Source organism: Shewanella sedimentimangrovi (assembly GCF_017354965.1).
Classification (GTDB): Bacteria; Pseudomonadota; Gammaproteobacteria; order Enterobacterales; family Shewanellaceae; genus Shewanella; species Shewanella cyperi.
This window is the reverse complement of sequence record NZ_CP071502.1, coordinates 3,626,687-3,647,365: the sequence shown is the minus strand read 5'-3', so window position 1 is coordinate 3,647,365 and position 20,679 is coordinate 3,626,687. Positions and strand designations below refer to the sequence as shown.

Genomic DNA, 20,679 nt, shown 5'->3' with positions numbered 1-20,679 from the left:
TCGGCTTCCAAGGAAGCGCGCTTGGCGTTCTGAAGCTGACTGGAGTGGTTCACTGGTGTCTGCCCGCTGGCAAAAGATGGGCTATTTTACAACGATTGGGAAAATTTGCCATTGCGGCAACATATCCCAATGCCAACAGACTGTTCGCTCACTTAAACAGAGGCCCGACGTTCTGGACTCAGCTGGCTTGCTGTAATTTTTCTTTTGTCGCCAGGAAGGCGGCTTGTGTTATCTGGCAGGGGGCCTTTCCAAGATAACTGGCCAGTACTATGGCAATGGTACTGACAATAAAGCCGGGGACGATTTCATACATCAGGCTGGATAAGGTTTGGCCGTTTGGCAGCAGTGGCAGTTGGCTCCACACCAATACGGTCACGGCACCGCTGAGGATACCCGCCACGGCCCCTGCATGGGTCATTCTGGGCCAGAACAAACTCAGCAATACCAAGGGGCCAAAGGCTGCGCCGAATCCCGCCCAGGCATTACTTACCAGGGACAGTATGCTGGCGTTATTGTCCAGCGCCAGCAGGGTGGCCACTGTGGCCACCGCCAGTACGCCGATACGGCCGGCCGTGACCATGGTTTTCTGATCCATCTCCTTGTGGAATACAGCGCGGTACACATCTTCCGACAGTGAGCTGGACGATACCAGCAGCTGTGAGGATATGGTGCTCATGATGGCCGCGAGGATGGCCGCCAGCAAAAAGCCGCTTATCAGGGGATGAAACAGGATCTCGGCAAACAGGATAAAGATGGTCTCGGGGTCGCTCAGAGCGGGGGCGAATTTATTCACATAGGCCACGCCGATAAGGCCGGTCGCCAGGGCACCAATGATGGTGACCAACATCCAGCTCATACCGATATGGCGTGCCACCTTAATGTCCTTCACCGAACGTATGGCCATAAAGCGGACTATGATGTGGGGCTGGCCAAAGTAACCCAGTCCCCAGGCCATACTGGAGATAATGGCCAGCAAGCCCATGTGTTCGAAGGACTCCGATAGGGGGGCTATGCTGCGGCCGGCCTGTTCCAGCATCTCTGCACCGCTGCTGAATTGTTGCAAGGCCACCACGGGCACCAACACCAAGGCGATAAACATGATGCAGCCCTGGACGAAGTCGGTCAGGCTGACCGCCAGGAAGCCACCGAGCAGGGTATAGGCCACCACCACCGAAACCGTGAGCAACAGACCCGTCTCATAGCCCAAACCAAAGGCGGATTCAAAGAACTTGCCACCGGCCACCAGGCCGGCGGAGGTGTACAGGGTGAAGAAAAGGATAATCACCGCCGCAGAAATCATGCGTACCGAACCGTTTTGCCTGTTGAAGCGCTTGCTGAAAAAGTCGGGCAGGGTCAGGGCATCGTCGGCTTCCTCGGTAAAGACCCTGAGCCTGGGGGCGACCAACAGGTAATTGAGCAAGGCACCCAACAGCAACCCCAGGGCAATCCACAGGGCATCAAAACCCATGGTGAACATGGCGCCGGGCAGGCCCATCAACATCCAGCCACTCATATCCGATGCTCCGGCCGAAAGGGCGGTCACCTGGGGGCTGACCTGACGGCCGCCGAGCATGTAGCCGGACAAGTCATCGGTGGAATTGCGGTAGGCAAACAAGCCTATCGCCAGCATGGCAATAAAGTAGATTGCCAGCGAAATATAGCTGGAATGTTCCATGAAATAATTACCTGTTTGGGGATGGGAGAATATTTCTGATGCGGGATAAACACCAAGGAAATATATAGCTAGATAGAATCAGCCAGAAACAGGCTAATTGCATAGCGTAAACAAGACGATTTTTAATAAGCTCGACATCCAGAAACGTTCCCGTATCCGGATCCTGTGAGTTGGAGGATGACATAATGATTTCCTGTCCAAATTGTGTCGTTATTGACTTGAAACTTGGCTTAAAATCATTTGAAAGCTAACTAAAACAATGGCTTGCTTCTATATTCAATTAGCGTTCGAATGACTTTCTACCCGGCCATTATTGTCAATTTAACCTTGAATATCAAGGCTGGATGAATATCTGCCACGAAATTGTCTGCTATTTTGTTGTTGCCGTTTAATGGAAATTTCCCATACAGCAGTAGCTTATGGGTAAATAATATTTTTTGGGATTTTTTCTGACATACAGAAATATTTTTGTCTGAAAGCTGGTACTGTGGCTGAATTATTTCAGTTGCAAAATCTGCTGCTACAGCCCGATATGTTGGAATCCCACCGGGCAGTTTGGGTGAGCAAGACGCGATCAAAGACGGCATTTACATATCTGATTTTTCATATATGCTTTTTGGCATATGTGCTGCTGACGCTGTGAGGGGAGTCATGGATCCCGTCGTTTTTTACAAGTCGCTCGCCGATGACACCCGGCTGCGGACCCTGATGCTGATAGGTCAGGAGGGTGAGCTGTGTGTCTGTGAGCTGACAGAAGCCCTGGGCCTGAGTCAGCCGAAAATATCCCGCCACCTGAAATTATTGCGTGAGGCCGGTTTGCTCAGCGATCGGCGTCAGGGTCAGTGGGTCTTTTATCGCATCAACGAAGCCCTGCCTGACTGGGCCAAGGCGCAGCTGCAGGCACAACTGCAGGCCACCCCCGATTTTATCCACGCCAATGCACAGCAGCTGGCAACCATGGGCTGTCGCCCCGGTCGCTGTTGCTGATGGCAGGTTAGACAAGTCTTTGGAGACAACAATGAAAATCAAGATAGGTATCAACGGATTTGGTCGTATGGGACGTTTGGCGCTGCGGGCGGCCTGGGACTGGGACGATGTGGAACTTGTTCATATCAACGATCCGGCGGGCGATGCCGCCACCCTGGCACATCTGTTGGAATTCGATTCTGTCCACGGCCGCTGGGGCCATGGGGTTGCCACTGACGGTGAACAGATACTGATAGATGGCCAGGCCATCAGTACCAGTCGCAACAGCACCATAGCCGCCACCGACTGGTCCGGATGCGATCTGGTGATCGAGGCGTCGGGCAAGATGAAGACCAAGGCCTTGCTGCAGTCTTATCTGGAGCAAGGGGTGAAGCGGGTAGTGGTCACGGCGCCGGTCAAGGAAGAGGGGGTGCTCAACATAGTGATGGGCGTCAACCAACAGCTGTACGATCCCACACTGCATCCCATAGTGACCGCTGCCTCCTGTACCACCAACTGCCTGGCCCCCGTGGTCAAGGTGATCCATGAGGCCATAGGCATCAAGCACGGCTCCATGACCACAATTCATGACATCACCAATACCCAGACCATTCTGGATGCGCCCCACAGCGATCTGCGTCGGGCCCGGGCTTGCGGCCAGAGCCTGATCCCCACCACCACCGGCAGTGCCACCGCCATCACCCATATCTTCCCCGAACTCAAGGGCAAGCTTAATGGTCATGCGGTGCGTGTGCCCCTGGCCAACGCCTCGCTCACCGACTGTGTGTTTGAGTTGGCGCGTCCGGTCACCGAGGCCGAGGTCAATGCTCTGCTGAAGCAGGCGGCCGAAGGTGAACTCAAGGGCATTCTCGGCTTTGAGGAAAGGCCCCTGGTGTCGGTGGACTATCGCACCGATCCACGCTCCAGTGTTATCGATGCCCTGTCCACCATGGTGATTAACGGCACCCAGCTCAAGCTGTACTGCTGGTATGACAATGAATGGGGCTATGCCAACCGCACCGCCGAACTGGCGCGCATGGTAGGCCGGCGCGATTTGGGACTCTGATTATGGACAGGCTCAGGCAGCTCAGCCCTGCCCTGCGTCAGTACCTGCTGATCACCGCCAATTACTGGGCCTTTACCCTCACGGACGGTGCGTTGCGGATGCTGGTGGTGCTTTATTTTCACCGCCTTGGCTATGGGGCGCTGGCCATTGCCATGCTGTTTCTCTTCTATGAGTTTTTTGGCGTGGTCACCAATCTGGTGGGGGGCTGGCTCGGGGCCCGCATTGGTCTCAACCGCACCATGAACCTGGGTATGGGCATGCAGATTTTGGCCTTGGGTATGTTGCTGGTGCCCGTGGCCTGGCTGACTGTGCCATGGGTGATGGCCGCGCAGGCACTTTCGGGGATAGCCAAAGATCTCAATAAGATGAGCGCCAAAAGTGCCATCAAGACCTTGGTGCCGGAGGAAGCGGGACAGGCGGGTCTGTTCAAGTACGTGGCGCTGTTGACCGGCTCCAAAAACGCCCTTAAAGGGGTGGGCTTTTTCATCGGTGGTGCCCTGCTGTCACTGGCGGACTTTCGTGGTGCCGTGTTTATCCTGTTGTTAATGCTGGCATTGGTGTGGCTCGATTCGCTCAAGGGCTTGAACCGGGAGCTGGGCAAGGCCAAGAACAAACCCAAGTTTAAAGACATATTTTCCAAGAGCTGGGCGGTCAATATTCTCTCGGCCGCGCGCCTGTGCCTGTTTGCCGCCCGCGATGTCTGGTTTGTGGTGGCCCTGCCGGTGTATCTGGCGAGCCAGTTTGGCTGGGATCATTGGCAGGTGGGCGGTTTTCTCGCCAGCTGGATCATAGGTTACGGTCTGGTGCAAACCCTGGCGCCAAGGCTGATGGGCAGCACTCCGGGTCGTGGCAGTGCGCTGCTGTGGGCCGGATTGTTGGCCTTGCTGCCTGCTGCTATCGCCTTTGGTTTGCAGGACCAGGCACATCAATCTCTGTGGTTGCTTGGCGGCCTGCTGCTGTTTGGGCTGGTGTTTGCCGTGAATTCGTCGCTGCACAGTTTCCTGATTGTCAGTTATGCCAAGGAAGATGGGGTGTCTCTCGATGTGGGCTTCTATTACATGGCCAATGCCATGGGGCGCCTGCTGGGCACCGTGCTGTCCGGCTGGATCTTTCAGGTCTACGGCCTTGCTGCCTGTCTGTTGCTGTCGAGTGCGCTGTTGCTGCTGACCACGGCAATTTCCCTGTTTCTGCCCAGGGAACATGGGGTTCAGGTTTGATAAAAGCCTTGTAAGACAAAAAGCTGTATCAAGTGTTCCCGCACGCTGTTTAGTGCTCTTTGTCACAGGCAGGGGCGGGAAATTGGGCCTACACTCTGGCTAAAGGCAAAGCCGGGCAGGAGGCACAACAGATGAGCATGACCCTCACTTTTTGGGGAGCCACAGGTGAGGTGACGGGGTCCTGTCACCTTCTGGAGGTCAACGGCAAACAACTGCTGCTCGATTGCGGCATGATTCAGGGGGGCAAACAGGACGAGGCCCGCAATCGCTTGCCCTTTGCCTTTGAGCCGCCGGCCATTGTGGCCGTGGTGCTCAGTCATGCCCATATAGATCATTCCGGGCGCTTACCCCTGTTGGCCAAACAGGGGTTCAAGGGCCCCATATATACCCACAGGGCCACGGCTGATCTTTGCGCCATTATGCTCAGGGATGCGGCCATGCTGCAGCAGCGGGACGCAGAGCGGCAAAATGTCAAACTCGCCCGCAAGGGGCTGGATCCCATAGAGCCGCTGTTCACCGAGGAAGATGTTGACCGGGTGTTGGAGTTGTTTGTGCCTTTGGAGTACGGCACCGATTTGCAGGTCATGGAGGGGGTTAGCGTCCGCTTTCGGGATGCAGGCCATATTCTGGGATCGGCACTGCTGGAGCTGGACATCAATGACGGCAAGCATCGAAAGAAAATGGTGTTTTCCGGTGATTTGGGGCGTGCCGGTATGCCGATCCTTAAGGATCCCGAATTTGTCGACCGGGCCGATCTGGTGCTGATGGAGTCCACCTATGGCAACCGCTTGCACCGCAGTTGGGAGGACACCCTGGCGGAGCTCAAGGCGATTTTTGGCCGCGCCATCAGTGAGAGCCGCGGCAATATTCTGATCCCGGCCTTTTCCGTAGGAAGAGCCCAGGAGCTGTTGTACCTGTTTCATCTGTATGCCAAGGATTGGGATCTGTCCCGTTGGACCGTGTGTCTCGACAGCCCCATGGCCATAGATGCCACCAAGGTATACATCCACCACTACCCCTTGATGGACGAGGATTTCAAGCGCTTTGTCCGTTTGCATCCGGGTAATCATCCCTTGATGTCCAATGTGCAGTTTATTCAGAGCACAGATGAGTCCATTGCCCTCAATGACATACACAAAGATCTGATCATCATTGCCGGCAGCGGCATGTGTACCGGCGGCCGCATTCGCAGCCATCTGGAGCACAATCTGTGGCGCAGTGAATGCGACATCATTATTTGCGGTTTCCAGGCTCTGGGCACACCTGGGCGGGCCTTGGTGGATGGGGTTGAAGAACTCACGGTCAATGGCAAATCCCTCAAGGTGGCGGCGACCATTCATACTGTGGGGGGCTTGTCTGCCCATGCAGATCAGGCCGAGCTGATGCGCTGGTACGGACATTTTGTCGATAATCCGCCCCTGGTGCTGGTCCATGGCGAGACCGAGTCCCAGGAGGAACTGCTGCAGTGCCTGCAGGAAGACCCCAATTTCCGGCCTCAGACCATGGCCGCAGCCAAGTTGGGGGATTGCCTGGACCTTGCCGCTTTGCCCGAGTTACGTTGGCTATACCAGGGCAAGCAGGCCCAGTGATGCTATTTTATTGCCGGGTGCTGGTGCCGGCAGTCGCCTTATAGCAAGATAGACGCCTGTTTCCCCTGTGGGCCTTGTCATGTTGCGCCTGGGTTTGCTGTTTGTCGCCGTTGCGGTGTTTTTCTGGGGCATGTTGCCCATCGCCCTCAAGCTGTCCGGTGATTTTATCGATCCCGTGACCCTTACCTGGTTTCGTTTCCTGGTGGCCCTGATTGTCAGTGTGCTGGTGCAATGGCTTGCCGGCAGTCTGCGGCAGTTTGCGGCACTGCGCGGCGGCGATTGGTGGCGCTTGTTGGCGGCAGGCATACTGCTGATGGCTAACTATGTCTCCTTTGTGTTCTCGCTCGATTTTCTCGCTCCTGGTGTGGCCCAGCTAAATTTCCAAACCGCCCCCTTCTTCCTGGCCTTCGGTGGTGTGCTCTTTTTTGGCGAGCGCCTGAAGCCGGTACAATTGGCCTGTTTTGCCGGGTTGGCCTTGGGTATGTTGCTGTTTTTCCATCCACAACTGGACTTCAGTGGTCATGCCGACAAACAGGTGATGCTGGGCGTCTTGGTGGTGCAGTTTTCTGCTGCCAGTTGGACCAGTTACGCCCTGCTGCAAAAAGCGCTTATCGGTCGACTGAGCCCGGCCAATGTGCTGCTGTTTATTTACGGCCTTGGTGTTGTACTGATGGCCCCCTTTTGTGACTTCGGCCATTTCAATACCATGGATAAAGGTGACTGGCTGGTGGCCGGATTCTGTGCCATCAATACTCTGGTTGCCTACGGTTGTTTCGGGCAATCGATGAAATACTGGCCCACGGCCCAGGTCAGCGCCATGTTGGCCCTGACCCCTGTGGTCAGTTTCAGCCTGACGGCCCTGGTGGTCGCCCTTGGTTGGTGGCCCGAGGTGATAAAGGGCGACAGCATAGATGGCTTGAGTCTGATGGGAATGCTGCTGATCATTCTCTCAGTGATGACACTGCAGCTGTTGCCACTGTGGCAGAAGCGTCGCCAGGTCACGGCCTGATGACTGCGTGAGTGCTGAATGCGCGAGGCAAGCAAGATGCGATTTCCCGAACTGCAAAGCGGTTTTTCTCTGACGGATATAGATGCCGTGGTGTTCGATCTTGATGGCACCCTGTCCCATTCGAATCCCGATTTTGCGGGATTGAGGGCCGAGCTCGGGATCCCGCCCGGCACGGATATCCTGGCCCACCTCCACAGTCTGCAAGGGCAACCCGGTTTTGAGGCGGCGAGCGCCATAGTGCATCGTTACGAAATGGACAGCTCGGCCAAGGCCTGTTGGATAGATGGCGCAAGGGAACTGGTGCTGCATCTGCAACATCAGGGATTACCTCTGGGGATCCTGACCCGCAATATCCGCGAAGCCGCGCAGTTAACCCTGAGCCGGCTGGAGTTATCCCTGGAGTGGGTACTTACCCGCGAGGATGCCCCGGCCAAACCGGATCCCGCCGGATTAAGGCATATTTGTCAGGCCTGGCAGCTGGCGCCCGCCCGGGTGCTGTACCTGGGGGATTACCTGTTTGATGTGCAAACCGCCACCAATGCCGGTTGTCGCTCCGGGCTGTATTGGCCGGGAGAGGCCCCTTTGCCCGGTTATGCGGCGCAGGCCGATATGCTGGTGCCCTGTTATCACGGATTGAAAGCCTGCTGGCCCAGCTAATTAGGCCTGGCGTGTATCGTCTGTGGTTTGCGAAGGCGCTTTGCGGCCCAGTCGGTAGCCATCAATGATACCCAGTAACCAGGTGCACAGCAGTATCCAGCTGACGCTGCCACCCTTTGCTTCCAGCTCCACCTGACTGGCATCCATGGCCTGTGCAATCGCAGTGGTGTTTGGGGCTATGCTGCCATCAAGGATCCCGCTTGCTATGGTCTGGGCCGAGTCATAGACCAGGGTCATCAGAAACAACAGGCAGGCGCATGCCACGGCCGCCAGTAAGGCTCCCCGCAAGGTCTTCTTCAGGTACAGGTGACCGCCACCGGGAAACACAAAGGTGGCTATCAGGGCGGCCTTGATTGCTGGTGTCATGCTGTTCCCGTGACTGTGCATCCAGGTTACAGGCTGAGGCCGGGAGCGGCCAATGTCAACGCCAAGCACAATCCAGGTCAGGCGCTGTGGCAGCATTTTTTCAAGCTGTTATGCTGGAACCTGATTTTTAAGGGATTATTTCAGTTGAGGACCTTTCCCATGTCTCAGTCTTATCGCCATATAGCCTTCGAACACAGCGGCGGGCCCGAGGTTCTGTGCCTGAGCCGGTCGCCGTTGCCACAACCCGGCGCCGGACAGCTGTTGATCCGGGTGCGCGCCGCGGGCGTCAACGGTCCGGACCTGGCCCAGCGCCGAGGCGCTTATCCGCCACCAGCGGGAGCATCACCCATCCTGGGGCTGGAGGTGGCGGGTGAGATCTGTGCCCTCGGGGAAGACACGCCGCGCTGGCAATTGGGGGATCAGGTCTGCGCCCTGGTGCCCGGCGGCGGCTATGGTGAGTATGTGCTTACCCACGGCAGTCACTGCTTACCCGTCCCCAATGGCATGGCGCTGGCGGATGCGGCGGCACTGCCGGAAACCTTTTTCACCGTCTGGGGTAATCTGTTTATGCGTGGCGGCCTGAAAGCCGGCGAGACAGTGCTTATCCAGGGGGGCTCGGGCGGCATAGGTTCCACCGCTATCCTGCTGGCCAAGGCCTTTGGTGCCAGGGTATTGGTTACCAGTGGCAGCGAAGAGAAGCGTCACTATTGCCTGACCCTGGGAGCCGAGGCTGCGTTTGATTACCGGGATCCCGAACTGGTGGCCCGGGTGCTGGCGCTGTGCCCCGCCGGCGTCAATCTGGTGCTGGACATGGCCGGTGGCAAGATGATCAATGACAATCTCAAGCTGCTGGCGGAAGACGGTCGTATGGTGTCGGTAGCCATGCAGTCCGGGCCCAAGGCCGAAGTGGATATTTTCCGGCTGATGGCCAAACGCATTGTTTGGACCGGTTCGACCTTAAGGCCCCAGAGCATAGCGGCGAAGGCGGCTATCGCCTCCGAGCTGGAGCAAAACGTCTGGCCCCTGCTCGCCAAGGGGCAATGCATACCACCGATTTCGGCCCGTTTTCCGCTGGCCGAGGCCGCCGAGGCCCACAGACTTATGGAGGCGGGAGAGCACAGGGGCAAGGTGCTGCTGTTGCTTGATTGATTAGTTTGCGCTGGGCGAAATTTGGGCTACAGTCCATGGGAAATGGAAATTTGCTGCCAAAGACGATGAATTAATGGCATAAGAGGTAAAAATTCATGGTTTTTGGCATTGATTCTGGGAAAGATTCTGCAAGAATACCCATCGTGAAACGTCCGAGATAATCAGACGGGCAGCCGCGGGGATCAGTACTGCTCCTCCGGCTGTGTTGTAAAGACAAACTCCTAGTGTATGTGTTGATTTAAGGGTATTGGCATATATGTATAACACGGCGAAGAAACAGGTTTGGTATGGCGAGCTGAGAACTTCTCGGGGCAACACTATCGTCGTCCATGACAATCAGTTACCCGAAGCCTCCCCAGGACGTATCTATCTGTACAACACTGAACGTAAAGCCATAGTGGAATACGTTGAGGATATAGTAAAAGTCAACCTGTACGATCTGGATGAAGGCGCAGTCAAGGCTGCCGAGGCTCAGTTTGGCGGTGCCTGGAAAGCGGCCCGTGCCGACTTTATGGAAAAGCACCAAGCCAGGATCAATCTGAGCAATGTGAAGGAAAGCGCGCCTGCACGTAAGTCCAAGGTTGAGGTGGAGCCCGAAGAAGAAACCGTTGGCAGCGGCGGTGACGAAGACTTCGGTGATGATTGGGGCGACGATTTCGACGATTAATTCGCTCGAACCAAGTCCACTCAGCCAAGTCAGCATCAGCCCTGATTTCTCGGGGCTGAGCCGATTTTCCCACGCTTAAGCCGTTTGCTGCTTTTTTAACCTATTCCCCAAGCCATTCTGATATCAGGCCGATGCAGACGCTGCCATCAGCCATCTTTGTTGCCGTCGTGGCGAAGTGACTTTCTCACTGAGTGCCGGACCCGGCCGTTAATCCGTGCAGTCGAATCGATAACGGCTGATATGGTGGTACACCTCACCCGCTTGTAGCCAGCCCCGGCCCAGATCCGGTTGATTGGGGGCATCAGGTGCCCGTTGCGGTTCCAGGCACACGGCCTGGTAATCCCGGTAACTTTGCCCGGCACGGCCTGGGGTGCCGCCAAGGAAGTTGGCGCAATAGAGCTGCACCGTGGGTTGGTTGCTGTAAAGGGTCATGCGCCTTCCACTGACAGGGCTGCTGAGGACGGCGCACTTTTTCAGATCTGCGGCGTCATTGTCGAGCCAGAAGGGGTGATCATAGCCCTTGGTGGCAGTGAGGGCCTCGTGGGACAAATGGTCGCCGAGCCGCTGTGGTTGGCGCAGGTCGAATACCGTATCCATCACATCCCGGATGCCATTGGGAATGCCGGTCTCATCCAGGGTCAGCACCTTGTCCGCCAGGATCTGGATCCTGTGCTCGGCATTGGTCGCCTTGCTGCCTTCGAGATTGAAATAGCTGTGCTGGGTCAGACTGACAGGGCAAGCGCTGTCGGTCACCGCCAGTATTTCCACGTAGAGGTTGTGGCCCGCGAGGCGATAATCCAGTTGCACCCGGCACTCGCCGGGGAAACCGCCGTCACCATCTGGGCTCACCAGGGTCAGGCGCACCCCATCGCTGAGCATACCCAGCTGCCAGCGGCGGCGATTGAAGCCCTCAAAGCCGCCGTGCAGGCAATTGCCCGCCAGATTGGTGTCCAGTTGGATGTTTTTACCCTGGTGGGACAGTTTTCCACCGGCGATGCGGTTGGCATAGCGGCCGGCAATGGCACCCAGGTGTGCCTGCTGTTCCAGATAGGCTGCGGCATCTTCGGCGCCCAGCACTATGTTGGCGCGTTCACCATGCCGGTCCGGCGCCCACAGTGAGCGAATGATCCCGCCCAGACTCAGAACTTCCAGGGCCAGTATGCCATTGTCCAGTCTTACGCGTTCAATTTCCCCACCGCGGGGATCCTGCCAGGGGTCGAGTACGGTAAAACGCACCATGGGAAGCTGTCCTTTTCCAAATTAAAATCAATGCAATATAAACTAAGCCGCACGCCAGGATAAGGCCTTGCATTCGTATGGATCAGGCGTCAATCCGGCCGGCACCGGTCGCCGCGGCACACAGATAGATATGGGGTTCGCCACCTGTCAGCGCCCGGTATTGCTGCTCCACCGCCTGCACTACGGCGTCCGTCAATTCATGTTCTACCAGGGCGACTATGCAACAGCCATCTGTCATTCTGACGCCGCCACGTTCGCCAATCACCTCGCTCATCACCTGCACCAGGGACTCAATCTCCGGCTGGCTCAGTTCAAAGTCGTCCCGCAGTGATGCATGGGATTGATTCATCAACATGCCCAGACGCCGGATGTCACCGCGCTCCAGCGCCCGGCCGGCACTCTGGGTGCGCTGGTTTTCACTGACCACATGGCGGGCGCGGCGAAAGAGTGTGGGATCGAGTTTGGCCTTGGCCGATTCCAGCTCCGCTTGCTCCAGGTGCCTGAGTGAATCCAGACCAAAGAAGTCGGCGGCCTGTTGGCATTCTTCCCGCCGCTGCCGGTAAGCAGTCGCCATTGCCCCGGGATCCAGGGGGGAGGAGATGATCATCAGACTGAGGGAGTCCGGGATTTGCAAGGCTTCGCTGTCGAGATCCAGGCAATCTATCACCAGAGCACAATCGGTTTCGCCCATGGCGCTCACCATCTGGTCCATGATGCCACAGGGATAGCCAAGCATACGGCTCTCGCCCCGTTGGGCCAGCTGGGCAATAGCCATGGGGGACAAATGCAACTGGCTGGTATCATTGAGCGCGGTGCCAAAGGCAATTTCCAGCGCCGCCGAGGATGACAGGCCGGCACCCATGGGCACATTGCTGACCACGGCCAGATCCAGTCCCTTGGCTTGTAGCCCTGAGAACGCCATGGCCTGGGTGAATCCCTTGAGATAGTTAACCCACTCATCGGCATTGAGATCGCCCTCGGTGCCGAATTGCCACTCCATAATTTGCCCGGGAAAACGTTCGGATACCGCCCGGAAGCGCTGATCGTCCCGGCGCTTGGCGGCAATGACTGTGTAGCTGTTGATGGCAGCAGCCAGTACAAAACCTTCGTTATAGTCAGTGTGTTCGCCCACCAGGATCACCCTGCCGGGCGCCTGAAACAAGGCGTCGGCCTTGGTGCCGAAGGTTTTGACAAACAGCTTGGTGGCGCGCTGCGCTGGGTTGGACATGCTCTGGAAACTCTCCCGTGGCCAAGGGAACAGCCTTGTACCCCAGCGGGCGCCAACTGGCAGCCGCTGGGCGTTTTCCTTGAGTTATATCATGTCTGCGAAAGGGCGGAAACTGAGATTTTTTAGCGTGCCTGGGCCACGGGGGCCACGGTTTCCTCTGGTGTCGGCTGACGCCTGAGCAATTCCTGACTCACATGGTCGACAAAACCGGCCCCGGCGGCCTCATACATGTTGTAGACGCTGTGGACACCGCTGTCCCGCAGGGACTGAATATCTTCGCCGAACTGCACTATGGCGCTGATCTTGCCCTGATAATCCATTTTTTTCAGCTGTTTGACAGCAAACAGATTTCCTGCGTGGTGGGGCATGGCCAGCAATACCAGCTCCAGGTTTGGGGCGCGCTCCACCTTTTCCCAGAAATCGCTGTCGGTGGCGTCGCCCTGAACCACGTTGCGCCCCAGGCGACGGTGTTTGTCCACCAACTCCTGTTTATGTTCAATGCCGAGGATCTCGCCACCGAACTTATGTTTCAGCTCGTCGTAGGCTCCGCTGCCAATACGGCCCATACCCAGGATCAGGAAGCGGGGATTGCCAAGGGGGATTTGCCTGTCCTCGGGATGCAGCGGGTGGCGTTCCATACGCCTGAGTCGGGTTTGGTGCCTTTGGTAGACACTGCCCACCAACTTGTTCAGCGGCGCCGCCAACAGGAAACTGAAGCTCAGGGCCATGGCGGTGATCACCAGCCATTGGGAGGGCAGCCAGCCCTTGGAGGCGGCCACGGCGGCGACAATCAGGCCGAACTCGCTGTAGTTCCCCAGGTTGAATGACGCCAGCAGCGAGGTGCGGGATCTGAGCCTGAAGCGGGTCAGCAGCAGCAGGAACAGCGCCACCTTGAGCGGAATAAACAGCAACAGCACGGCGGCCAGCGTCAGGTCTTCCCAGGCGGGCAGCCCATTGAGCCCTATGGTGAGGAAGAAGGCCACCAGGAAAAGTTCTTTGAAATAAAACAGTGACTTGGCGAGTTCGTTGGCCTTGCGGTGTCCCGCCAGCAACAGACCTATCACCAAGGCTCCGAGATCAGGCTTCAGGCCCACGGCCTCGAACAGCCAGGCGCCCAGCACAAGCACCATTACCAGACCAAAGAGCACCAGCAATTCACCGTGACCGACCCGGTCGAAGGCGCGGTAAATCAATGGCCGCGCCAAAGGCAGCAACAGAAGCGCCAGGGCCCAGATGCTGGGCATTTCACCCTTGGAAATGGTGAGGAAGGCGACGGCAAAGATATCCTGCATAATGAGGATACCAATGGCGACCCGGCCATAGAGGGATTGAATGTCCCCCTTGTCTTCCAGCACCTTGACCGCAAATACCGTGCTGGAAAAGCTCAGGGCGAAGGCCAGCAGCGCCAGTTGCCCCCAATCCAGGGGTAACAGTTGTGACAGACCTATGAGTCCGAGCAGCTTGAGTACCGGCACAAAAAACAGCATTGAGCCCATCAGGTGCAGGCTGGCCCCGGCCCAGACCTCGGCCTTGAACAGGCTGCGGATATCCAGCTTGAGGCCGATGGCGAACAGCAGCAGGGTGACCCCGAGATCCGCCAGTTGCCTGAGCAGTGGCAGGCTGTCTTCTTCGATGCCAAACATAAACAGTACAAATCCGGCCGCCAGATAGCCTATCAGCGGTGGCAATCCCACCCGACTGACCAATAAACCACAGACTAAGGTGATGACAAGTATGGCGGGCTCCATGGGACTCCTTGCTGTTATTGCTTCTATTGCTTCGCAGTAGGGACTCTGCTGATTGGGACCATTGTATAAAACTTTAAGGAACAGAAAACGGAAAAGGCAAACTTTCTTGCAAAAGTTTGCCTTTTTATTGAGAGACTTGCTCTGATTATTGCTTTAGCAGCAGGTCCAGGTGATCGGCAAACTCCGCCGGCGCCATAAAACCCGTGACCCGCAGGTCATCCCGGCTCACGCCCTTGGCGTCAAACATCAGCAGGGTTGGCAGGCCCAGCACGTCATAGGCTTCCAACAGGGCCACATCTTCGTCATCGGATCGGGTCACATCGGCCTGCAACAGCACCATGGTATTCATGCGCTCTTTGACCGCCCCATCCTTGAAGGTAATGGCCTCGAATTCCTTGCAGGCCACACACCAGTCGGCATACAGGTCAACCATCACAGGCTTGCCGGCTGCCTTGGCCGCGGCAAGTTCGGTATTGAGCTCCGCCAAGGTCTTGAAGCGTTTGAATTCATGGGCTTCGCCTTGGTTCAATATGCCGTTTACCGGGCTGACGGCCCTGGGCATGCTGAATCCCAGGGCGCCCATCACCGCATGGAAACCGTAGGAAAAGCTGGTCAGCAGCGCCAGCAGCAAGATCACCGAGCGCACCGTTTGCTTCCAATTGAATTGGGTCTGTTTGTTCTGGTGCATCAGGTAGGCGATCATGCTGATGCCCCAGATGGACCACAGCAGATCAGACAGGAGTCCGGTCCAGATCCGGCCCAGCATAATGATGGACACAGCCAACAAGAGGAAGCCAAACAGGGTCTTGATCAGATCCATCCAGGCGCCGGCCTTGGGCAACAGTTTGCCTCCGGAAGTGCCAATCAGCAGCAGTGGCAAGCCCATGCCCATGCTCAGTACATAGAGGGCCAGGAAACCCAGCAGCAAATCGCCACTTTGGGCCACGTAAATCAGTGCGCCGGACAGGGGGGCCGTAGTGCAGGGGGACGCCACCAGACCGGAAATAACGCCCATCAGGAAAACACCCGTGAGTTTGCCGCCTTTTTGAGCGTTGGAGGCGCTGTTGAGCTTCTGTTGCCAGGAAGAGGGCAGGCGAATCTCATAAAGGCCAAACATGGACAGGCTGAGCACGGCAAACAGCAGCGCCAAAACCACCAATACCGCGGGATGCTGCAAGGCCGCCTGATACTTCATGCCGGCAGAGGCGACCACCAGTCCAAGTAAGGAATAGGTGATGGCCATGCCCTGGACATAGACCATCGACAGGGTGAAGGCTCGGGCGGTGGATAAATGCTGCCCGTGGCCCACTATGATACCGGACAGTATGGGGTACATGGGGAATACGCAGGGGGTCAGCGCCAGGCCAACACCAAGGCCAAAGAATATCAACAGGGTCCACAGCAGATTGCTGCCCGCCAGCATGCGGCTGAGCCTGTCTTGCTCGGTCACGGGAGCCTTGGTCACTGCAGTTTCAGTAGTGCTGCTGTCCTGGGCATTGCCCTGAATGTCGGACTTTGGCAGCTGGCCGTCGTTTTCCGCCACCGCACTCAGCAGCGCGGTGCGGGTGGTGGGGGGATAGCAGAGCTTGTCCTCGGCACAACCCATAAAGGTCACCGAAACCGAGCCTGTGTCCAGGGCCGACTTGAGGGCCACGGGCACTTCGACATAGCTGTAGTAGACCTGCTGCTCACCAAAATAATCATCGACATGGGGCTTGCCGGCCGGCAGGCCTATCTCGCCGAGTGTGGCTTGATCGGCACTGAATTTGAGCTTGTCCCGATACAGGTAGTAGCCGTCGGCTATGACCCAGGAGATTTTCAGAACCGAGCCCTGTTGTTCAAAATCGAACACAAAGGCCTGATCCACGGGCATAAGTTCGGGTTCGTCCTTGAGGAAGTCAAAACCATTTGCCGCGAGGCTTGTATGACTGAGCAAGACCAGCAGCAGGGAAGACAGCAGGGTGGTGAATTTGTTCATGGGTGTGTGGTTTCTTTTATCCAATCCAAATAACCGGGCAGGCCCCGATCCAATTTCAGTGCAATAATCTCAGGCAACTCATAAGGATGCAATGACAACAGCCGTTGTTGTAATGCGTCATAGCAGGAGGTATGGCACTTGATAAACAACTGCACCTCGGTCTCAATGCACACCTTTCCCTGCCAGCGATAGACAGATTGCACCGGGGCGCTGATTTGAACGCAGGCTGCCAACCCCTCCTGCACCAGCGCATCTGCAATGCTAACTGCGGTGTCGTTATCGGGGCCGGTGGTCAGTACCAGCAAAGCGTATTGGTCTTGCATCTGGGTCTCATTCGGCTCCGGTGTCCGGGGTCACACTTTAGCGTTTTTTGCCCGCACAGTGCACCATAATTGATGTTAAACAGTGATGCAGGTACGGCTTATGAGCTCACATCCTTGAAATCAGACCCGCGCAACCCCATTTAATGTTCAACGCGCGAGAAAAAAGAGGCCGGTATGTTTTTATTGTTGTTGCTAGTGTTCATTGTGGTGCCGGTACTGGAACTGTCCGTGCTGATCCGCGTCGGTGAGGTGCTTGGAAGCTGGAGTACCGTGGCTCTGGTGCTGCTGACCGCCGTGGTGGGGGTATCCCTGGTGCGCAGTCAGGGGCTCAGCACCCTGATGTCGGCACAGCAAAAACTGGCCCGGGGAGAAATGCCCGGCAGCGAACTGGTTCAGGGCATGATGCTCGCCATGGCCGGTGTCCTGCTGCTGATTCCGGGGTTTATCACCGACTTTATCGGTCTGCTGTTGTTGACTCCATTGACCCGCAAACCCCTGGCGGCCCTGCTGCTGAAACGCATTCAGCTAACCGTGGTCAGCGGTGGCCCCGGTCCTCACTTCGGTAAATCGCCTTTCCAGCATAAAGATCATCAGGGTGGCCAAACCTTTGATGGCGACTTTGAGCGTCATGATGAGCCCAGGGGGCACCTGGGCGATGACAGCAAGCGCAAGGATCAGGATGACTGAAAATCGGCCGGGCGCGGATCTTTGGGGTAAAAGTTATCGGCCCTGGTTTCCAGCGTGCTGAATCTACGGGTGTTCTTGTAGGGCAGTTTCATAAAACCCGATACCCCATTGCCGGAAATCTTGTCCACGTGATGCAAAATCCGGTCGAGACTGGCCCGGAAGGCCGCCTGTTTGCGTGGATTGAGCAGTTTTAAATAACTGTGGATCTTGAGGTGGTCGTCCACCGCTTCGAAAATAATGCACCCCGTGTGGTGAATTTGGTTCAGCCAACCCAGTTCGGTCATGATTTCGGCCGGCAGCTCCAGATTTTCATCGGGATCTTTGCCGTCCTCAAAATAGGAATGCAGCCGGGATTTGTCTTCCAATGTGGGGACATCCCCGACTTCAAAAGGCAGCTGTTGATCGGCCCCGGCGATAAAGGCGGCCCCCGGGCCGCTGCGCTCTATGTGCAGGGTGTCGCGGGCATTGAAGAAACAGGCCTTGAACACCCCCACCTTGCGTATGCCCCTGGCCAGGGTCACCATATTGTTGACCGCCTGGATCAGCGCCGACTTGAGCCCGGGGTCGTGCAGTGCCAGGTTGGAGTCGATAAAAACCCCCTCTTCCTGCCAGTGGATCGCCAGGCCGCCCACTATGGGATAGTGACCCAGACGACCGACCGCGGCAATAAAGCCCTTTTCGGTATCCCCCATGCCTGCCAGAAAGTTACGGTAGTACTTATCCAGCTGGACATCGTCCATATGGGCTATGGGTTCGTGGTAGTTGTGTTCCTTGAGAAACGATTTGCGTGAACTGTAGCTCACAGTCTCCACATCCTTGCCGCGACTCTGGAGCCAGACCGGGATCTCCGCCATGGGTTCCGGCCTTGGCAAATCCACCAGTTTCAATCTGTGGCTTTGGCTCATGGTGCGCAGGAAGTAGTCGCCGCCGCGGTTACGCAGCTCGGGATCGTCACTGAGCATGGCGTCCAGGGTGCGGGCCAGTTCCACCGGCAGGCCGACGCTGGTGGCGGGGATCACCTTGTGACCAAAACGGCTGGCCTGGCCCGAGGCCAGGGTATAGAGGGTTGCGGCTACCCCCTGTTCATCGAATCTGGGGTTGGACAGGGCGCCGCCCAGTTGCTCCTCACCGATAAAGTACACATCGCCCATGCGGGCATTGGTAAGTTGTTGATCGCTGGACAGCAGGCTCATCACATGTTCTTCCACCGGGCGTCCCCGCTCATCGCGCTGGGCAAACACGGCGGAGCCCCAATCAATCAGTGACAAATGGCCACTGTCCAGGTCATAGACCAGATTGGAAGGTTTGATATCGCCGTGAACCAGTGGTCTTCCCCGGCGCAGGTACAGGAGTATATCCGCCAGTTGCCTGGCAATGCTCATCACCATGGATACCGGCAGGGCGCCGAGGCGGCGACAGAGCTGCTCCAGATCTTCGCCCTTGGCGCGCTCCATCACCAATATGCCCTGCTTGCCGACCCTGTCAAACTTGATCACCGGTGGCACATTGGGATGGTTGACATTGGACAGCATGAAGGCCTCTTCCTCCAGCCTGTCCTGCACATGCTGGGGCAGGGTGATGCGGGAGAACTTGAACACATGGGCATCCCCCTGGCTATTGATGCCGGCGAACACGAATCCATAGGCGCCCTTACCGATAAATTCGATGTCGCGGTAGCCCAGTTTGCTCAATTGCTGTTTACACAGCCGCACCCAGGCCTTGTGCTTACGGGCATCATCTGCTTTCAGCAGATAAATGGATTGCTCTTCCGAGATATAAAAATGTTGCAGCTGGGGGACTTGCACTCTGTTGTGTTCCTGACGGCGGCACAGGTACCCATTTAAATCCATCCGGGCCTTCCCGCGCAAGTCACCAGCGTCTGCCTACCCAAGTTTTTCCTAATTCATTTTGACCTGCATCAAGTGAAGTTCAATCGCTAGACGTTATGCTGTCGGACAAGAGTGAATGGTACCGCCACAGGCGGTTCCGGAGGCGGGGTATGTCTGACCCAATTAAAGAGCAACTTATTGAGTTATATAACTTTGCCCGCAAGCGGGTGATACTTTCCATGGAATTGCGTCATTGCCCCCACGCAGGATTTTACAATCCAACCGATGAGCGTTGTCTGTATTGCCATCAGGATATGGAATGTTTGTGGATGAACCGCAATGATGAACTGGTGGCGCTGGAGCAAAAATCCATTGCCGAGCTCAAGCAACAACTGCTGGTGGCGCTGGACTTTGTTGAGTCCAGTCTGACACCACACCATCTGTCCCGCCGTCAGTGCCAGTGCGAAAATTGCGTTTGGCAAAGACAGGTCATAGAGGTGCTGGACCAACTGAACTCCAGCGATGGCGCCCTCTAGCGGCATTTTGCATAGCCCGGCGTTTGGCGCTAGAGTAGGGCCACTTTTCACCGAACAAGACTTCAGGGCGGCGCATGGAACCGGGATTTTGGCACGATAAATGGCATTCACAACAAATTGGTTTTCATCAGAGCGAGATTAATCCGCTGCTGATCAAGTATTGGTCCCGTGTGGGATTGACCGAGGGCAGCAAGGTTTTTGTCCCCCTTTGTGGCAAGTCGCTGGATATGCTGTATTTGGCCGAGCAAGGTCACCAGATCCTGGGGTCGGAGCTGAACAGCCTGGCGGTGGAGCAGTTTTTTTCTGAAAATGGCATGGATGCAGCGACAGAGACCGTCGCCGAGCACAGGCAATATGTCTGTGGTCCCTTCAGCTTGTTGCAAGGGGATTTTTTCACCTTCCCGGCTCAGCTGAGTCAGGCCTGTGAGGGCTTCTATGACAGGGCTGCGCTGATCGCCTGGCCCGAGCAGATGCGCCATGACTATGCCAAGCAGTTGGCCGCTTTGTTGGCCCCCGGCGCCCGCGGTTTGTTGATTACCCTGGATTATCCTCAGGAGGCTCTGGTTGGCCCACCGTTTGCTGTGTCACCAGCCTGGGTGAATGAATATCTGTCACCTTTCTTCGATATCGAACCCCTGGAATGCCTGGACGTGCTGGCGGACAACCCTCGCTTTGTCAAAAAGCAGGTGCCCTGGCTCAATGAAGCTGCCTACCTGCTGGTTCGTAAATAAAGATACCCCAATAAAAAAG

At 56.6% G+C, this 20,679-nt stretch carries 20 protein-coding genes; 11 read left to right on the top strand and 9 right to left on the bottom strand.

The genetic code is table 11. The annotated features are described in order from the left end of the window. Positions 1-178: 178 nt before the first annotated feature. Positions 179-1,675, bottom strand: coding sequence for a sodium/proline symporter PutP (gene putP, locus JYB85_RS16270; protein WP_207380131.1), 1,497 nt, complete (start codon positions 1,673-1,675; stop codon positions 179-181). 299 nt (positions 1,676-1,974) lie between these two features. Beyond that, complete coding sequence (locus JYB85_RS16265; protein WP_207380130.1) at positions 1,975-2,262, bottom strand: hypothetical protein; 288 nt, start codon at positions 2,260-2,262, stop codon at positions 1,975-1,977. A gap of 64 nt (positions 2,263-2,326) precedes the next feature. On the opposite strand from JYB85_RS16265, the gene JYB85_RS16260 reads away from it, so the two are divergent. From JYB85_RS16260 to JYB85_RS16235, 6 genes are all read left to right on the top strand, one after another. Next, positions 2,327-2,662, top strand: coding sequence for a metalloregulator ArsR/SmtB family transcription factor (locus tag JYB85_RS16260; RefSeq protein WP_207320981.1), 336 nt, complete (start codon positions 2,327-2,329; stop codon positions 2,660-2,662). A gap of 31 nt (positions 2,663-2,693) precedes the next feature. Then, positions 2,694-3,707, top strand: coding sequence for an ArsJ-associated glyceraldehyde-3-phosphate dehydrogenase (locus tag JYB85_RS16255; RefSeq protein WP_207380129.1), 1,014 nt, complete (start codon positions 2,694-2,696; stop codon positions 3,705-3,707). Positions 3,708-3,709: 2 nt separating this feature from the next. Further along, entirely contained in the window at positions 3,710-4,924 is a 1,215-nt protein-coding gene (gene arsJ / locus JYB85_RS16250) for an organoarsenical effux MFS transporter ArsJ (RefSeq protein WP_207380128.1), read from the top strand. 131 nt (positions 4,925-5,055) lie between these two features. Continuing rightward, positions 5,056-6,513: an MBL fold metallo-hydrolase RNA specificity domain-containing protein gene (locus tag JYB85_RS16245; protein WP_207380127.1), complete on the top strand. Its 1,458-nt coding sequence runs from the start codon at positions 5,056-5,058 to the stop codon at positions 6,511-6,513. A gap of 79 nt (positions 6,514-6,592) precedes the next feature. Then, entirely contained in the window at positions 6,593-7,522 is a 930-nt protein-coding gene (locus tag JYB85_RS16240) for a DMT family transporter (RefSeq protein ID WP_207324715.1), read from the top strand. 36 nt (positions 7,523-7,558) lie between these two features. Further along, positions 7,559-8,179 carry an HAD family hydrolase gene (locus JYB85_RS16235; protein ID WP_207380126.1) on the top strand — a complete coding sequence of 207 codons (621 nt, stop codon included), beginning with the start codon at positions 7,559-7,561 and terminating at the stop codon, positions 8,177-8,179. Here the strand turns inward: JYB85_RS16235 and JYB85_RS16230 are convergent, their stop codons facing one another. Further along, entirely contained in the window at positions 8,180-8,545 is a 366-nt protein-coding gene (locus JYB85_RS16230; RefSeq protein WP_207380125.1) for a hypothetical protein, read from the bottom strand. A gap of 159 nt (positions 8,546-8,704) precedes the next feature. On the opposite strand from JYB85_RS16230, the gene JYB85_RS16225 reads away from it, so the two are divergent. After that, positions 8,705-9,694 carry an NAD(P)H-quinone oxidoreductase gene (locus JYB85_RS16225; RefSeq protein WP_207380124.1) on the top strand — a complete coding sequence of 330 codons (990 nt, stop codon included), beginning with the start codon at positions 8,705-8,707 and terminating at the stop codon, positions 9,692-9,694. A 256-nt stretch (positions 9,695-9,950) separates the two neighbouring features. After that, complete coding sequence (locus JYB85_RS16220) at positions 9,951-10,361, top strand: hypothetical protein (protein WP_207380123.1); 411 nt, start codon at positions 9,951-9,953, stop codon at positions 10,359-10,361. A gap of 207 nt (positions 10,362-10,568) precedes the next feature. On the opposite strand, the gene JYB85_RS16215 is transcribed toward JYB85_RS16220, so the two are convergent. The 5 genes from JYB85_RS16215 to cutA form a co-directional block, all read right to left on the bottom strand. Then, positions 10,569-11,600: an aldose epimerase family protein gene (locus tag JYB85_RS16215; RefSeq protein ID WP_207380122.1), complete on the bottom strand. Its 1,032-nt coding sequence runs from the start codon at positions 11,598-11,600 to the stop codon at positions 10,569-10,571. A gap of 82 nt (positions 11,601-11,682) precedes the next feature. Next, complete coding sequence (gene galK / locus JYB85_RS16210; RefSeq protein ID WP_207380121.1) at positions 11,683-12,828, bottom strand: galactokinase; 1,146 nt, start codon at positions 12,826-12,828, stop codon at positions 11,683-11,685. Positions 12,829-12,950: 122 nt separating this feature from the next. Then, on the bottom strand, positions 12,951-14,576 hold the full coding sequence (locus tag JYB85_RS16205) for a cation:proton antiporter family protein (RefSeq protein WP_207380120.1): 1,626 nt from the start codon (positions 14,574-14,576) through the stop codon (positions 12,951-12,953). 145 nt (positions 14,577-14,721) lie between these two features. Further along, the gene (locus tag JYB85_RS16200) at positions 14,722-16,554 is read right to left on the bottom strand and encodes a protein-disulfide reductase DsbD (RefSeq protein ID WP_207380119.1); all 1,833 of its coding nucleotides are present in this window, start codon (positions 16,552-16,554) and stop codon (positions 14,722-14,724) included. Then, positions 16,551-16,877 carry a divalent-cation tolerance protein CutA gene (gene cutA, locus JYB85_RS16195; RefSeq protein ID WP_207380118.1) on the bottom strand — a complete coding sequence of 109 codons (327 nt, stop codon included), beginning with the start codon at positions 16,875-16,877 and terminating at the stop codon, positions 16,551-16,553. Before cutA ends, JYB85_RS16200 begins: the two co-directional genes overlap by 4 nt. 174 nt (positions 16,878-17,051) lie before the next feature. Between cutA and JYB85_RS16190 the strand changes: the two genes are divergently transcribed. Continuing rightward, the gene (locus JYB85_RS16190; protein ID WP_207380117.1) at positions 17,052-17,564 is read left to right on the top strand and encodes an FxsA family protein; all 513 of its coding nucleotides are present in this window, start codon (positions 17,052-17,054) and stop codon (positions 17,562-17,564) included. Here JYB85_RS16190 and JYB85_RS16185 read toward each other — a convergent pair. Next, positions 17,552-19,369 carry a protein kinase domain-containing protein gene (locus JYB85_RS16185; protein ID WP_207324709.1) on the bottom strand — a complete coding sequence of 606 codons (1,818 nt, stop codon included), beginning with the start codon at positions 19,367-19,369 and terminating at the stop codon, positions 17,552-17,554. The two genes, JYB85_RS16190 and JYB85_RS16185, sit on opposite strands and share 13 nt — an antisense overlap. Positions 19,370-19,563: 194 nt before the next feature. Between JYB85_RS16185 and JYB85_RS16180 the strand changes: the two genes are divergently transcribed. Both JYB85_RS16180 and JYB85_RS16175 read left to right on the top strand, forming a co-directional pair. Continuing rightward, positions 19,564-19,929 carry a hypothetical protein gene (locus JYB85_RS16180; RefSeq protein ID WP_207324708.1) on the top strand — a complete coding sequence of 122 codons (366 nt, stop codon included), beginning with the start codon at positions 19,564-19,566 and terminating at the stop codon, positions 19,927-19,929. A gap of 74 nt (positions 19,930-20,003) precedes the next feature. After that, positions 20,004-20,660 carry a thiopurine S-methyltransferase gene (locus tag JYB85_RS16175; protein WP_207380116.1) on the top strand — a complete coding sequence of 219 codons (657 nt, stop codon included), beginning with the start codon at positions 20,004-20,006 and terminating at the stop codon, positions 20,658-20,660. Positions 20,661-20,679: the final 19 nt, after the last annotated feature.

Excerpts from the sequence above, each read along its gene's own strand:
- galK (WP_207380121.1), bottom strand. The coding sequence starts at position 12,828 with ATGTCCAACCCAGCGCAGCGCGCCACCAAGCTGTTTGTCAAAACCTTC.
- cutA (WP_207380118.1), bottom strand. The coding sequence starts at position 16,877 with ATGCAAGACCAATACGCTTTGCTGGTACTGACCACCGGCCCCGATAAC.
- JYB85_RS16180 (WP_207324708.1), top strand. The coding sequence starts at position 19,564 with ATGTCTGACCCAATTAAAGAGCAACTTATTGAGTTATATAACTTTGCC.
- JYB85_RS16245 (WP_207380127.1), top strand. The coding sequence starts at position 5,056 with ATGAGCATGACCCTCACTTTTTGGGGAGCCACAGGTGAGGTGACGGGG.
- JYB85_RS16190 (WP_207380117.1), top strand. The coding sequence starts at position 17,052 with ATGTTTTTATTGTTGTTGCTAGTGTTCATTGTGGTGCCGGTACTGGAA.
- JYB85_RS16255 (WP_207380129.1), top strand. The coding sequence starts at position 2,694 with ATGAAAATCAAGATAGGTATCAACGGATTTGGTCGTATGGGACGTTTG.
- JYB85_RS16230 (WP_207380125.1), bottom strand. The coding sequence starts at position 8,545 with ATGACACCAGCAATCAAGGCCGCCCTGATAGCCACCTTTGTGTTTCCC.
- JYB85_RS16265 (WP_207380130.1), bottom strand. The coding sequence starts at position 2,262 with ATGCCGTCTTTGATCGCGTCTTGCTCACCCAAACTGCCCGGTGGGATT.
- JYB85_RS16215 (WP_207380122.1), bottom strand. The coding sequence starts at position 11,600 with ATGGTGCGTTTTACCGTACTCGACCCCTGGCAGGATCCCCGCGGTGGG.
- JYB85_RS16260 (WP_207320981.1), top strand. The coding sequence starts at position 2,327 with ATGGATCCCGTCGTTTTTTACAAGTCGCTCGCCGATGACACCCGGCTG.
- JYB85_RS16220 (WP_207380123.1), top strand. The coding sequence starts at position 9,951 with ATGTATAACACGGCGAAGAAACAGGTTTGGTATGGCGAGCTGAGAACT.
- JYB85_RS16225 (WP_207380124.1), top strand. The coding sequence starts at position 8,705 with ATGTCTCAGTCTTATCGCCATATAGCCTTCGAACACAGCGGCGGGCCC.
- JYB85_RS16240 (WP_207324715.1), top strand. The coding sequence starts at position 6,593 with ATGTTGCGCCTGGGTTTGCTGTTTGTCGCCGTTGCGGTGTTTTTCTGG.
- JYB85_RS16205 (WP_207380120.1), bottom strand. The coding sequence starts at position 14,576 with ATGGAGCCCGCCATACTTGTCATCACCTTAGTCTGTGGTTTATTGGTC.
- JYB85_RS16175 (WP_207380116.1), top strand. The coding sequence starts at position 20,004 with ATGGAACCGGGATTTTGGCACGATAAATGGCATTCACAACAAATTGGT.
- JYB85_RS16235 (WP_207380126.1), top strand. The coding sequence starts at position 7,559 with ATGCGATTTCCCGAACTGCAAAGCGGTTTTTCTCTGACGGATATAGAT.
- JYB85_RS16200 (WP_207380119.1), bottom strand. The coding sequence starts at position 16,554 with ATGAACAAATTCACCACCCTGCTGTCTTCCCTGCTGCTGGTCTTGCTC.
- arsJ (WP_207380128.1), top strand. The coding sequence starts at position 3,710 with ATGGACAGGCTCAGGCAGCTCAGCCCTGCCCTGCGTCAGTACCTGCTG.
- putP (WP_207380131.1), bottom strand. The coding sequence starts at position 1,675 with ATGGAACATTCCAGCTATATTTCGCTGGCAATCTACTTTATTGCCATG.